The organism is Mycobacterium adipatum (genome assembly GCF_001644575.1).
Classification (GTDB): domain Bacteria; phylum Actinomycetota; class Actinomycetes; order Mycobacteriales; family Mycobacteriaceae; genus Mycobacterium; species Mycobacterium adipatum.
The window spans coordinates 2,240,234-2,252,840 of the sequence record NZ_CP015596.1 but is presented as its reverse complement, the minus strand read 5'-3'; the positions used below and the strand labels follow the sequence as shown (position 1 = coordinate 2,252,840).

Genomic DNA, 12,607 nt, shown 5'->3' with positions numbered 1-12,607 from the left:
GATAAGTCTTCTGGGTCAGTCCGGCAGCTGGGTCTGCGCGGCAGCCAAGCGGGACGCGATGGAGCCGTCGATCACTTCGTCACCGACGGTGATCGACAGACCACCGAGCAATTCCGGATCGACGTGCAGCTGGACGGACACCGGATGCCCGTAGATGCGCGTCAGCACGGCGGCCAGGCGCTCGCGCTGCGCATCGGTCAGATCCGCCGCGGCGCTGACGTGCGCGACGACCTCTCCGCGACGGGCCACGGCGAGCTCGGCGAGATCGATGACCGCTTCGTCGGCACGTTCCCCGCGCAGCAGGCCGATGGTCTGCGCCAGCAACGCGGCGGCGGTGCCGTTGGCACTGCTTCCGGAGCCGACGACCTTGTCCAGCAAGGCGATTCGACCTGCGGCGTCAGTGGTGTAGTCGCTCAGCAGAGCGGACAGCTTCGGCTCGGCGTCGAGAACCCGGCCGAACTGGAACAGCTGGTCTTCCACCTCGTCGACCTCACCGGCGGCACTCGCGCGCTGCAGGAGGGCCAGCCGCGCGATGTGCTCGATACCGTCGACCAGGTTGGCCTCGGTGGACCAGCGCTGGGATACGGCGGTGCGGACCAGCTTCAGCGCCGGATCGCCGATCTTGCCGGTCAGCAGCTTGTCGACCAGCCCCACCTTCGCCGCAGCGGTATCGGCAGGCTCGGCGAGGAGCTTGGTGAGAGCGCTCTCGTTGATCAGCAGCTTGGTCACCGCAGCCAGGTCGTCGGCCAGCGACGTCAGCGCGTCGGCGGCCAAACCAGCTGCCGTGCCGTCGAACTCGGAGACCAGGTTGGCCAGTGCCTCACGGCTGGCCGCCCGCAATCCGGCGGTGGCAGCGGTCTGCAGGACCGCAGCCGACGGGGCCATCTGGTCGAGATCGTCGAGGAAGCGGTCGACGGTCTGCGCCTGGGCGGCCGGGTCGGCCACGTGAGCACGGACCAGCTCGCCCGCCTTGGCGACGGCCTCGTCACCGAGCCCCATCCGGAGCTCGCGCACGAGCTGCTGACGCAACAGGTGGACCTGCTGGCCACCTTGGGCCTTGATGCGCTCGGCGTCGATACCGGCCTGTTCGGCCAGCTGGGCCTTGATGCGCTCGGAGTCCTGCTTCGCCTCACCGGTGACGCTGCCGGCCTCGGCCTCGGCGTCGGCCAGTGCCTTGGCGTGCATGGCATCGGCGTCGGCGAGCCGCTTCGCCGCCTCGGCGCTCTCGGCCAGGGCGACGCGGATGGCTTCCTGCTGCTTGACCATCAACCCCTTCACCAGGGGCGCCACCCATTTGGCGATGATGAACACGATGACGGCGAAGCCGATCAGCTGTCCGATGAATGTCGACATCTAGTTGTTCCGTCCCGAATTCACGTCGACGCCGAGGATGCGGCTCGCCAGGGTGGCCGACAGGCCATCCACCGACGATGCCAACTCGGCTTGAGCAGCTGAACCCTGTTGGGACAGCGTCTCGTTGGCCTGGCGTACCGTCTCGGCGACTTCACCGCTGGCCTCGGCCCGCTTGGAATCGACAACTTGGCGGCCTTCGGCACGTGCCTCGTCACGAAGTGCCGAGGCCTCGGCGCGTGCGCCGGCCATCGCCTTGTCGTAGTCGGCCTGGGCGGCTGCCACCTGCTCGGCCGACTTGCGGCTGTCGGCAGCGGTTTTGGCCAGCATGGCCTCGCGCTCGGCGAGCACCTTGCTGATCGGCGGCACCACCCACTTCCAGATCACGCCGAGCGTGATCAGGAAGATGAGCAGCACGGCGAAAAAGGTGCCATTGGGGATCAGGAAGTTACTGGTCCCCCCGCCCTCTTCCGCGGCCACGATGGATACGGTCAGCTGGTCCATGCTGTCGGACTACTGCAGGCCCGGCGTGGCGAAGACGAACAGCGCCATGAACGCCAGGTTGATGAAGTAGGCGGCCTCCACCAGACCGACGGTGATGAAGAACGGGGTGAACAGCCGGCCCTGGGCCTCGGGCTGCCGGGCGATGCCGGAGATCAGTGCGTTACCCGCGATACCGTCACCGATACCGGCGCCGATGGCACCGCCACCCATGATCAGACCGCCACCGATCAGCGCGCCCATGGTGATGAGAGCGTTGGGATCGAGTTCCATTCCTTTTTCCTCCTTGTAACTGGTGGCGGTGCCACCAGGACTTCTGTCGTACGTCTCAGTACAGCTTGGTCAAGCGGGTCGAACGTCAGTGCGCGTGTTCTTTGGTGTCATGTTCGTGGTCGTCGTGAACTTCCATCGACTGGCTGAAGTACAGGATCGTCAACAGGCTGAAGATGAAGGCCTGGATCAAACCGACGAACAGGTCGAAGGTCTTCCAGATGGCGTTGGGCAGCCACTGGATGTACCAGGGGAACATCGCGATCAGGGCCACCAGGATGCCGCCGGCGAAGATGTTGCCGAAGAGTCGCAGAGCCAGCGAGATCGGCTTGGCGAGCTCCTCGACGATGTTGATCGGCGCCAGGAAGGCGACGTGGCCCTTGACGACGGCGATCGGGTGGCCGACGGGGCCGCGCCGCCAGATGCCCGCCGCGTGGTAGCAGATGAACACGAACAGGGCGAGCGCCAGCACGAAGTTGATATCCGAGGCGGGCGGCTTGTACAGCTCGGCGGCCGCACCGTCGGATCCCCCGTACTGCCACGGGAAGACCGCCAGCCAGTTGGAGATCAGGATGAAGGCGAACAGGGCGACGGCCAGCGGCAGCACGAACGGCGCGATCTTCATGCCGATCGAGCCCTCGATCTGCTGGCGCATCTGGATGGTCAGCGCCTCCCAGAACAGCTGCACACCACCGGGGACGCCGGTGGAGGTGACCTTGGACTTCAGGTAGAACGCCAGGCCGATGATGATCAGCGCGGTGATCCCGGTGGCCATGATGGTGTCACCGTTGAAGGTCATGCCGAACATCTCGAACACCATGGTGTGGTGTCCGACGTGGATGGCGGCGCCACCCTCTTCGGCGGCGAGAACGGTCTCGTTCATCGTCTGAGTCATAGAGGTCAGCTCAATCCTTCGAATCCGTTGCGGGGACGCCTTCGACGTCCAAGCCGTTGGAGCGGATCTTCCGCAGCACCGGAATGCTGGTGCTCATCACCAGCAGTGCCTGGAAGATTGCCAACCCGAACAGCACCGCAATTCCGCCGTGTGCCTTGAAGAAGATGGCTATCGCCAGTGCGACCGCGGTGATCACCAACAGTCGCGTGGCGGAGTTTATGGCCATTTTCTTCTTGAGTGGGTGGTCCTCCATCGTGATCGACTCGACGGCCCGACGCACCAGCAACGCGTTGAGCAAACCGAGCGCGAGCCCGAGACCGAAGAACACACCGAAGAAGATGTTGCCGACGAATGCGGCGGCCGCGACGGCCACTGCCGTGAGCACCGCGCAGACGATCAGGAGCCGTACCGGACGGAAGGCGACGGAAGGGAACACCAGGGGCGCATCGTGCGCTGGCGTCGTCACGTCGTTCACCTCAATCCCGCGGCGTCGAGGGGGGTACTGATCGAAAACTGCAACTCAGAAAACTGCAAAATTCCTGTGCGTGCCCGACGAGAGTATCGGAGGGCGACGGGCGCGCTGGAATCACCCAAGGGGTAGCTCCCTTATGTCGGTCGTGTATCGGCGCCGATCGGTCGGGTGGACCGATGGGCCGGGCCGGCAACCCGCGAGGTTTTTCGGGTTATGCGCAGAACCGTACCACAAGGTAGGAGGCACAAAAACAGGCCTACTACTTTTCGTCGTACATGGGCTTGCGAGGCTCCTCCAGCGGACTGCTGCGGCCCCGCAACAGGGGTATCAGGGTCACCACGCCGGCCACCAGAAGGGCGGCGAGCATCACCGCCCCGCTGTGGCGCGGATCGAAGAAGATCGTGCTGGCCGCCCCGAGCGCGACGATGCCGACCCACAGATAGATGAGCAGCACGACGCGGCGGTGCGAGTGCCCGATCTGCAGCAACCGGTGATGCAGATGCATCTTGTCGGGGCTGAACGGACTCTTGCCCGCCCGGGTGCGGCGCACGATCGCCAGCAGCATGTCCAGGGCGGGCACGAACATCACCGCGACGACCAACAGGAACGGGGACAGCAACGCGAACACGTCGCGGGCGCCGTAGGCGTTCTGCGAGATCGGCCCGGCCGCCGTCGTGGAGGCCGCCGCGAGCATCAGACCGATCAGCATCGAGCCCGAGTCGCCCATGAAGATCTTGGCCCGGTGGAAGTTGTGCGGCAGGAAGCCCAGACACGCCCCGGCGAGCACCACCGAGATCATGGCCGGCGGGTAGAACAACACATCGCCGCCGTGGTCGCGCAGCAGCCCGACCGAGAAGATGCAGATGGCCAGTGCGGTGATCAGCCCGAGCCCGGCGGCCAGCCCGTCCAGACCGTCGACGAAGTTCATCGCGTTGACGATCGACACGGTCAGCGCGAGGGTCAGCAGGATCGACGTGACCTGGTCCAGCACGATCGTGCCGACCCCGCCGATCGGGATGTAGAGCACGCTCCACGCGACGCCCATGGTCACCAGCACGCTGGCGGCGGTGATCTGGCCGGCGAACTTGGTCAGTGCGTCCAGCCCCCACCGGTCGTCGATGAGCCCGACGAGCATGATCAGCCCGCCGGCCACCACCACCGCGGGCATGCCCGTCGAGTACACGAATCCGCGGTTGAGCGCGGGCAGCTGGGAGGCCAGCAGCACCGCGACGACCACACCGATGTAGATGGCCAGCCCGCCCATCCGCGGGGTGGGCGCGACATGCACATCGCGTTCGCGTGGGTAGGCGACCGCGCCGATCCGGATGGCCAGCACCCGCACCCACCCGGTGGCGAAGTAGGTGATGATCGCGGCGGTGAGGCCGACCAACGCGAGTTCGCGCAGCGGGACGCCCGCGCCGCGGTCCGAAAGGGCGAGCAGACCGTCAGCCATCCAGACCGATTCGCTCACCACGTGGTGAACCGTACGCGAAAAGGCTGTGCCCCCGAGAGCACCGACCTCCGCAGCGCGGACCTACGGAGCAGTCCCACGGGTGTCCTCGGGTGTGAGGGTGTCGGCCTGCACACCCAGCACGCGCGCGATGTCGGCGATCGAGACCGGCCCTTCCCGCAGCACCCGCGGCTGCGGGCCGGATACGTCGATGATCGTGGAGGCCGCGCCCTTCGGCGACGGTCCGGCGTCGAGGTAGACCTCGACGCGCGCACCGAGCTGCGCTTGCGCGTCCGCGGCGGTGACCGCGGCCGGGGATCCGGAGACGTTCGCGCTGGAGACGGCCATCGGCCCGACCTCCCGCAGCAGTTCGATGGCCACCGGGTGCAGCGGCATGCGCAGCATGACGGTGCCGTCGGCGTCACCGAGGTCCCAGTGCAAGGAAGGTGCATGCCGAACCACCAGGCTCAGGGCGCCGGGCCAGAACGCCTGGATGAGTTCGCGCGCGGCCGGCGGCACCGAATAGACCAGTCCGTCGATGGTGTGCCAGGAACCGACCAGCACGCCGACCGGCATGTCGCGGCCCCTGTTCTTCGCCGCGAGCAATGCCGCGACCGCCGCACCGTTGAAGGCGTCCGCGCCGATGCCGTAGACCGTGTCGGTGGGCAGCACAACCAGTCCCCCACCCTTGACGGCGCTGATCGCCGACGTCAGACCCGCGCCCCGCTGGTCGGGATCCGCGCAGTCGAACAGTTGACTCATGACGCCTCGCGCAGGCGCTCGTCGCGTCTCATGCCACTCAGCTTCTCACCGCGGTGACGAACCGGTGCCGACCGGCCAGGTCGCGGCGTGCCGCGATCTCGGTGAAGACGCCTTCGGCGCCGAAGGACTCGACGGTGGCCGCCGAGGTGGTGTCGTCGTGCTCGACTCCCACCTGCCCACCGGACCGCAGCAGCCGCGCGGCCAGCGCGACAATCGGCCCGATGACGGCCATCCCATCCGGGCCACCGAACAGCGCGGCGTGCGGATCATGTTCTGCCACTTCGGGTTCCAATTCGGCACCGTCGGGAATGTAGGGCGGATTGGCCACCACCAGGTCAACTTCGCCGGTCAGGTCGGCCAACACGTCGCGGTCGGTGACATCGCCGTGGACCATTTCCACCCTGGTCGTCGCGGCATTGGCGCGCGCGTAGCGCAGCGCGTCCTCGGATTGTTCGACGGCGATCACGCGGGTGTCGGGCCGGTGGGCGGCCAGTGCGAGCGCCAGCGCGCCCGAACCCGTGCACAGGTCGACAATCACGCCGCCGGGCGGGACGGCCACGCCTTGGGCCCACTCCAGCAGCGCCTCGGTCTCGGGCCGCGGGATGAACACCCCGGGGCCGACGGTCAGCGTCAGCGGGCCGAACGCGGCGCTGCCCAAAAGGTGCTGCAACGGAATCCGACGGGTGCGTTGCCCGACGAGGGCGCGGTACTCGGCGAGGAAACCGGGCCCGGGCTCGGCGAACATGAGCCGGCCCCGCTCGACGTCGAGGACATGGGCGGCCAACTGCTCGGCGTCGGCACGCGCGGAGTGCACACCCGCGGCCGCCAGCGTGGCGGCCGCGTCCGAGATCGCCTGCTGCAGCGCGGTCATCAGGCCTGCTGGAGGCGCGCCTGCTTGTCCGCGGCCGCCAGCGCGTCGAGCAGCGCGTCCATATCGCCGTCGAGCACCTGGTCGAGGTTGTGCGACTTGAAGTTGATGCGGTGATCGGCGATCCGGTTCTCCGGGAAGTTGTAGGTGCGGATCCGTTCGCTGCGATCGACGGTGCGGATCTGGCTGGCGCGGTCCGCCGAGGCATCCGCCGACGCCTGCTCCTCGGCCAGCGCCTGCAGCCGGGCGGCGAGCACCACCATGGCGCGGGCCTTGTTCTGCAACTGGCTGCGTTCGTTCTGGCAGGTGACGACGATGCCGGTGGGCAGGTGGGTGATGCGGACCGCGGAGTCGGTGGTGTTGACGCCCTGGCCGCCCTTACCCGAGGACCGGTAGACATCGATGCGCAGATCGGATTCGTCGATCTGGACGGCCTCGACGTCCTCGGGCTCGGGGTAGACGAGTACACCTGCGGCCGATGTATGCACGCGGCCTTGGGATTCGGTGACAGGTACGCGTTGCACGCGGTGTACGCCGCCCTCGAACTTCATCCGCGACCAGACGCCGTCGGCCGTGTCGCCCTTGCCGGCGATGGTGATGGTGGCGTCCTTGTAGCCGCCGAGATCCGACCACGTCTCGTCGAGGATGGTGACGGTCCAGCCGTGCCGCTCGGCGTAGCGGATGTACATCCGGGCCAGGTCCGCGGCGAACAGTGCGGATTCCTCGCCACCCTCGCCGGATTTCACCTCCAGCACCACGTCGTCGGCGTCGTGCGGATCGCGGGGGGCCAACAGGTCGGTCAGCTTGGCGTCCAGTTCGGCGACCGTGGCCTCGAGCTCGGGGACCTCGGCCGCGAAGGCCGCGTCCTCGGCGGCCAGCTCGCGTGCGGCCTCCAGGTCACCACGGGCCGCCTCCAGCTTGCGGTGGGTCGACACGATCGGCGATATCTGGGCGAAGCGCCGGCCGACCTTGCGCGCCGCACCCGCGTCGGCGTGCAGGCCCGGGTCGGAGAGCTGGCGTTCGAGGTCGGTGTGCTCGGCGAGCAACGCCTCGATCATGGGCGCGGTGTCGGACACCGGCGAACCTCCCTCCACACGCAGATCGGCGCCCGGCCTGTCACAGGGACAGGAACGGGCGCCGATGGGACAACTAGTTGTCGGCCGCAGCCTTCGTGTTTCGCTTGCCGTAGCGCTTCTCGAAGCGGGCGACGCGGCCGCCGCTGTCGAGGATCTTCTGCTTGCCGGTGTAGAACGGGTGGCACTGCGAGCAGACCTCGACCACGATGTGGCCGCTCTCCTTGGTGCTGCGCGTGGTGAAGGTGTTACCGCAGCCGCAGACCACGTTGGTCTCGGCGTAGTTGGGGTGGATACCCGATTTCATGGCTTTCCTCTGCAATCGTTGGCCGCCGGGTCGCCCGAGCCCAGACCTGGGAGTCTTCGAGCGTGAACCGGAACCGAGGGTCGACGGTGAATTATGCCAGGTCAACCGTCGAATGCGAAAACGCGTCACCAGCGGCGGCTATTCCCGGCTGCGCGGGGCGTAGGTCTGACCGCTGCGTTCCCAGAGGCACCGTCCGCGCGGTGCGGCGCCGAGGGCGATGAGCTCGCGTTTGAGGATCTTGTTGGTGGCGGTGCTGGGCAGGTCATCGGCGATCCAGACATGGCGCGGCCGGGCCTTCGGTGACAGGTCCGCTTGTGCGGCGAGGAACTCGGCGAAGGCCTCAGGGGTCAGTTCCGCGTCGTCCTGGAGCACAATCGCGGCCATCACCTGGTCCCCGACGTGCTCGTCGGGGACCGGATAGACCGCGACCCGGTTGATGGCGGGCAGCCGCAGCAGAATCCGCTCGATCGGTGCGGTCGTCAGATTCTCCCCGTCGACCCGCATCCAGTCGGCCGTGCGGCCGGCCAGGTAGATCCAGCCCTCGGCGTCGCGGTAGGCCAGATCCCCCGACCAGTAGATCCCGCCGCGCAGCCGCTCATCGGTGGCACCCGGGTCGTTGTAGTAGCCGCGGAACAATCCGCTGCCTGCGGTGTTGACCAGCTCCCCCGTCGCGGCCTCGGCGTTGATGAGCACGCCGGCGGCGTCGAACTGCGCGATCTCGCATTCCTGGCCGGTGTCCGGGTTGTAGATCGCCACCCCCGGGAATCCCTGGCCGATCGATCCCGCCGGGGTGTCCTCGGGCCGGGTGATGATGACGGCGGTCTCGGTGGAGCCGAACCCGTCCCACACCGTGCACCCGAACCGCTTGCCGAAGGCCTCGATATCGCGATCGGCAGCCTCGTTGCCGAAGGCGACGCGCAGCGGGTTGTCGGCATCGTCGGGGCGTTCGGCGGTGGCCAGGATGAAGGCCAACGGCTTGCCGACGTAGTTCATGTAGGTGGCGCCGTAGCGGCGGATGTCCGGCAGGAACGATGACGCGGAGAACGTGGCGGGCGCCATCGCGGCGCCGGCCCCGAGCGCCACACTCCAGCCCGCGTACACCGCGTTGGAGTGAAACAGCGGCATGGCCAGGTAGCAGGTGTCCTGCTCGCTCAGCTGGTAGCGCTGCACCAGGGCGCCACCGGCGAACAGCACCGTCGAGTGCGGCACCTCGACGGCCTTGGGTTCGCCGCTCGTGCCGGAGGTGAAGATCATCATGAAGGTGTCGTCCGGGGTGCATTCGCGATGCGGGGCGAGCGCGGGTGCGGTGTCGAGCAACTCGGCCCATTGCGCGGACGTGGTGTCGATCACCGTGACCCCGGGCAGGTCCAGCCCGTCGATCAGGTACCGGTGATCGGCGTCGGTGAGCAGGATCTGGGTGTCCACCTTGGCGATGTCACGGGCCAGGGCGTCCCCGCGCCGGGTGGTGTTGATCCCGCACAGCACGTACCCGCCCAGCCCGGCGGCGGCCAACGCCGTCAACATTCTCGGCGTGTTTCCCAGCAACGCCGCGACGTGCAGGGGCCGCTGCGGGTCGGCGAGCGCGATCAGGACGGCGGCCTGGCGGCCCGCGTCGGCGATGTGTTGGCGCCAGGTCCAGGTGTCCTCGCCGTACTTGACGGCGACCGCTTCATCCTCGGCCCGGGTGCGCAGCAGTTGTTGCAGTGTGTCCGCCATGGCGAGGCACCTCCGAGTCGGTGAACAGATCCTGCAGACTGTCTACCATTGGCGGCCTGCCCCACCGCAGTGGTGGGGTTGTTGGCAGAATGCAGCGACACGTCTGCTAATCCGCAGATCCCCACCGCCGAGGAGACGCCGAGTGCCGACCAGCACGGCCACCGTCCGCGACCGCCTGATCGACGCGGCCGAGGTGTGTCTGCGCGCCAAGGGCATCCGCGCGACCACCGTCTCGGAGGTGGCCGAAACCGCGGGCGTGTCCCGGGGCTGGCTGTACCGGCACTTCCCGGACAAGGTCACACTGCTCGGTGCCGCGATCGTGCGACTCAACGAGGCGTACTGGTCGCAGGCCCACGCCGTCCTCGAACAGGTGCACGGGCTCGACGAGCAGATCGTCGCGGGCATCCGGCACGGCCGTACCGCGTATGACGATCCGGGCGCGCTGCTGATGAAGCTGCGCGTCGACGAACCCGAGGAGTTCGCCGCCTGTGCCGGCGCCGGTGTGCAAGGCTTGGTGCCCGACCTCGCCGGGTTCTGGTCCCGCTACCTGATCGCGGCCCGTGACGGCGGCGAGATCCACCCCGACACCGTCATCGACGAGGCCTCGGAATGGGTTGCCCGCGTGGTGATTTCGCTGGCGACCGTGCCGGGCGACACGCTGGATCCCAGCGATTCAGCCCAACTTCTCACCCATATCCGGCGCTACCTGCTGCCGGCTCTGCGCAGCGATCCCACGGCCTGAACGCATTTCGGCGCGGAAACGTACGCTGAGCGTACGCAACCGCGCCGAAATCGCAGATGGTGCAGAGCCGGTCAGTCGTTGTCGCTGTTTCCGCCCGGGGTGTTCTTGGACACCTGGACCAGGAACTCGTAGTTGGTCTTGGTCTTGCGCAGCTGGCTCATCAGCAGATCGATGGCCTGATGCGGATCCAGCCCGGACAGCACCCGACGCAGCTTGTGCACGACGGCGAACTCGTCGGCGCCCAGCAGCAGCTCATCCTTACGGGTACCCGACGGGTTGACGTCGACGGCCGGGAACACGCGGCGCTCGGCGATCTTGCGGTCGAGCTTCAGTTCGGCGTTACCGGTGCCCTTGAACTCCTCGAAGATCACGGTGTCACCGGTGGAGCCGGTCTCGACCATGGCCGTGGCGATGATGGTCAGCGAACCGCCGTGCTCGATATTGCGCGCCGCGCCCAGGAAACGCTTGGGCGGGTAGAGCGCGGTCGAGTCGACACCACCGGAGAGGATACGGCCCGATGCCGGGGACGCATTGTTGTAGGCGCGGCCCAGACGGGTGATCGAGTCCAGCAAGACCACGACGTCCTTGCCCTGCTCGACCAGGCGCTTGGCCCGCTCGATGGCCAGCTCAGCGGCCTGGGTGTGGTCTGAGGGCGGACGGTCGAACGTCGAGGCGATCACCTCGCCGACCACCGAACGCTGCATATCGGTGACCTCTTCGGGGCGCTCGTCGACGAGCACGACCATCAGATGGCATTCCGGGTTGTTCTTGGTGATCGCGTTGGCGATGTCCTGCATGATCGTGGTCTTACCGGCCTTGGGCGGTGACACGATCAGCGCGCGCTGCCCCTTGCCGATCGGCATGATCAGGTCGATGACGCGGGTGGTGAGGCGTTCCGGGGTGGTCTCCAGGCGCAACCGCTGATTGGGATACAGCGGGGTCAGCTTCTGGAAGTCGGGCCGGTTCTTGGCGTTCTCCACCGGGCCACCGTTGACGGTGTCCAGGCGCACCAGCGGGTTGAACTTCTGGCGCGGGTTGTTCCCGCCGCCGCCTTCGCCCTCGCGGGCCACCCGCACGGCACCGGTCACCGCGTCACCGCGGCGCAGGCCGTTCTTGCGCACCATGTTCATCGACACGTACACGTCGTTGGGGCCGGCCAGGTAGCCCGAAGTCCGCACGAAGGCGTAGTTGTCGAGCACGTCGAGGATGCCGGCCACCGGCTGGACGACATCGTCCTCGCGCAGCTCGGTGTCGCGGTCGCCGCGGTCACCCCCGCCGCCGCTGTTGCCGCCGCCGCCGCCGTCGGCACGCTCGCCGCGCCGCCTGCGGTCGCGGAAACGCCGGCCGCGCCGGCCCTGGCGGCCGTCCTCGTCATCGTTGTTGTTGGAGTTGTTCGCGTTGTTGCCGGCGTTGCCACCGCCACCACTGTTGCCGCCACCGGCGTTACCGCCGCCGCTGTTGCGGTTCTGCTGGCCGCCGCCCTGAGCCTCGTTGCCCTCGGCATTGCGGGACTGCCGGTTGTCGCGATTGTCCCGGGTCTCGGCGTTGTTGTCCGCGCCGGCGCTGGTGTCGGACTTCTCGGGGCGCGCCGCTTCCTGCGTGCCCTCGTTGTCGGCCTTGGCGCCGGCGCCGTCCTGGGCCTTTTGGCTGTCCGGCGCACCCGATTGGCGCGCAGCGGTACGGCGCTCGCGGCGCTGCGGGTTGCTCTGCTGCGGCGCTTCAGTGGCGTCGGCCTGCTGCGTTGCGGCCGGGGCCGGCTCGGCGGCCGCCGGAGCAGCGGCGGTGGGGGCCGCGGCGGGTGCGCCGTTGCTCTCACCTCGACGTTCCTTGATGGCGGCGATGAGGTCGCCCTTACGCATCCCGGAGGTGCCCTTGACACCCACTTCGCTGGCAAGCGCGCGCAGGTCAGGAAGCAGCATCGAGGTCAGCGAGCCGGAACGCCCGCCGCGTGCGCTGCGCGCAGCCTTGCCTGAGTCCACGGCAGCGGAATCTGCGGCGGCCTCGCCGGCGTCGCTTGCTGTGAACAGGTCCGTATCAGTCACGGATTTCCTTTCTTTCCCTCGCATATCTCAAGTGAGCGAGGGGTTCCCCGAAGGTCATCTGCACCCAGCCGAAGAGCTGAGCGCGTGTTCTTCCGCGGCGTCACCATCGCCGGAGCATTGGTGATCGCCAGGGCCCACCGGCGTGCGGCGAACCATCAG

At 67.9% G+C, this 12,607-nt stretch carries 13 protein-coding genes; 1 reads left to right on the top strand and 12 read right to left on the bottom strand.

All coding sequences use genetic code 11. From position 1 onward, the window contains the following. Positions 1-15: 15 nt before the first annotated feature. The 11 genes from A7U43_RS10700 to fadD1 form a co-directional block, all read right to left on the bottom strand. A complete protein-coding gene (locus A7U43_RS10700) occupies positions 16-1,353 on the bottom strand; it encodes a F0F1 ATP synthase subunit B/delta (RefSeq protein WP_067994573.1) in 1,338 nt (445 codons plus the stop codon). Beyond that, the gene (locus A7U43_RS10695; RefSeq protein WP_067994569.1) at positions 1,354-1,854 is read right to left on the bottom strand and encodes a F0F1 ATP synthase subunit B; all 501 of its coding nucleotides are present in this window, start codon (positions 1,852-1,854) and stop codon (positions 1,354-1,356) included. It abuts the gene before it with no gap. Between the two features lie 9 nt (positions 1,855-1,863). Further along, complete coding sequence (locus A7U43_RS10690; RefSeq protein WP_067994567.1) at positions 1,864-2,124, bottom strand: F0F1 ATP synthase subunit C; 261 nt, start codon at positions 2,122-2,124, stop codon at positions 1,864-1,866. Positions 2,125-2,209: 85 nt separating this feature from the next. Continuing rightward, positions 2,210-3,004: a F0F1 ATP synthase subunit A gene (gene atpB / locus A7U43_RS10685; RefSeq protein ID WP_197499996.1), complete on the bottom strand. Its 795-nt coding sequence runs from the start codon at positions 3,002-3,004 to the stop codon at positions 2,210-2,212. Between the two features lie 22 nt (positions 3,005-3,026). Beyond that, positions 3,027-3,482: an ATP synthase subunit I gene (locus tag A7U43_RS10680; protein WP_068002409.1), complete on the bottom strand. Its 456-nt coding sequence runs from the start codon at positions 3,480-3,482 to the stop codon at positions 3,027-3,029. Between the two features lie 265 nt (positions 3,483-3,747). Continuing rightward, positions 3,748-4,941 (bottom strand): glycosyltransferase family 4 protein, encoded by a 1,194-nt coding sequence (locus tag A7U43_RS10675; RefSeq protein ID WP_068002406.1) that lies wholly within the window; start codon positions 4,939-4,941, stop codon positions 3,748-3,750. 81 nt (positions 4,942-5,022) lie between these two features. Next, the gene (locus A7U43_RS10670) at positions 5,023-5,700 is read right to left on the bottom strand and encodes an L-threonylcarbamoyladenylate synthase (protein WP_067994561.1); all 678 of its coding nucleotides are present in this window, start codon (positions 5,698-5,700) and stop codon (positions 5,023-5,025) included. A 37-nt stretch (positions 5,701-5,737) separates the two neighbouring features. Then, positions 5,738-6,571: a peptide chain release factor N(5)-glutamine methyltransferase gene (gene prmC / locus A7U43_RS10665; protein ID WP_067994557.1), complete on the bottom strand. Its 834-nt coding sequence runs from the start codon at positions 6,569-6,571 to the stop codon at positions 5,738-5,740. Further along, complete coding sequence (gene prfA / locus A7U43_RS10660; RefSeq protein ID WP_156526097.1) at positions 6,571-7,626, bottom strand: peptide chain release factor 1; 1,056 nt, start codon at positions 7,624-7,626, stop codon at positions 6,571-6,573. Before prfA ends, prmC begins: the two co-directional genes overlap by 1 nt. A 91-nt stretch (positions 7,627-7,717) precedes the next feature. After that, the gene (gene rpmE, locus A7U43_RS10655; RefSeq protein ID WP_067994554.1) at positions 7,718-7,948 is read right to left on the bottom strand and encodes a 50S ribosomal protein L31; all 231 of its coding nucleotides are present in this window, start codon (positions 7,946-7,948) and stop codon (positions 7,718-7,720) included. Positions 7,949-8,086: 138 nt separating this feature from the next. Beyond that, positions 8,087-9,664: a fatty-acid--CoA ligase FadD1 gene (fadD1, locus tag A7U43_RS10650; RefSeq protein ID WP_067994552.1), complete on the bottom strand. Its 1,578-nt coding sequence runs from the start codon at positions 9,662-9,664 to the stop codon at positions 8,087-8,089. Between the two features lie 142 nt (positions 9,665-9,806). On the opposite strand from fadD1, the gene A7U43_RS10645 reads away from it, so the two are divergent. Then, positions 9,807-10,406 (top strand): TetR/AcrR family transcriptional regulator, encoded by a 600-nt coding sequence (locus A7U43_RS10645; protein WP_067994549.1) that lies wholly within the window; start codon positions 9,807-9,809, stop codon positions 10,404-10,406. A 71-nt stretch (positions 10,407-10,477) separates the two neighbouring features. Here the strand turns inward: A7U43_RS10645 and rho are convergent, their stop codons facing one another. Then, positions 10,478-12,448 carry a transcription termination factor Rho gene (gene rho / locus A7U43_RS10640; RefSeq protein WP_067994546.1) on the bottom strand — a complete coding sequence of 657 codons (1,971 nt, stop codon included), beginning with the start codon at positions 12,446-12,448 and terminating at the stop codon, positions 10,478-10,480. Positions 12,449-12,607 lie beyond the last annotated feature (159 nt).

What these genes read in the sequence shown, in the direction of transcription:
- A7U43_RS10700 (WP_067994573.1), bottom strand. Translation starts at nt 1,353, where the DNA reads ATGTCGACATTCATCGGACAGCTGATCGGCTTCGCCGTCATCGTGTTC.
- atpB (WP_197499996.1), bottom strand. Translation starts at nt 3,004, where the DNA reads ATGAACGAGACCGTTCTCGCCGCCGAAGAGGGTGGCGCCGCCATCCAC.
- fadD1 (WP_067994552.1), bottom strand. Translation starts at nt 9,664, where the DNA reads ATGGCGGACACACTGCAACAACTGCTGCGCACCCGGGCCGAGGATGAA.
- prfA (WP_156526097.1), bottom strand. Translation starts at nt 7,626, where the DNA reads ATGATCGAGGCGTTGCTCGCCGAGCACACCGACCTCGAACGCCAGCTC.
- A7U43_RS10690 (WP_067994567.1), bottom strand. Translation starts at nt 2,124, where the DNA reads ATGGAACTCGATCCCAACGCTCTCATCACCATGGGCGCGCTGATCGGT.
- A7U43_RS10695 (WP_067994569.1), bottom strand. Translation starts at nt 1,854, where the DNA reads ATGGACCAGCTGACCGTATCCATCGTGGCCGCGGAAGAGGGCGGGGGG.
- prmC (WP_067994557.1), bottom strand. Translation starts at nt 6,571, where the DNA reads ATGACCGCGCTGCAGCAGGCGATCTCGGACGCGGCCGCCACGCTGGCG.
- rpmE (WP_067994554.1), bottom strand. Translation starts at nt 7,948, where the DNA reads ATGAAATCGGGTATCCACCCCAACTACGCCGAGACCAACGTGGTCTGC.
- A7U43_RS10675 (WP_068002406.1), bottom strand. Translation starts at nt 4,941, where the DNA reads ATGGCTGACGGTCTGCTCGCCCTTTCGGACCGCGGCGCGGGCGTCCCG.
- A7U43_RS10670 (WP_067994561.1), bottom strand. Translation starts at nt 5,700, where the DNA reads ATGAGTCAACTGTTCGACTGCGCGGATCCCGACCAGCGGGGCGCGGGT.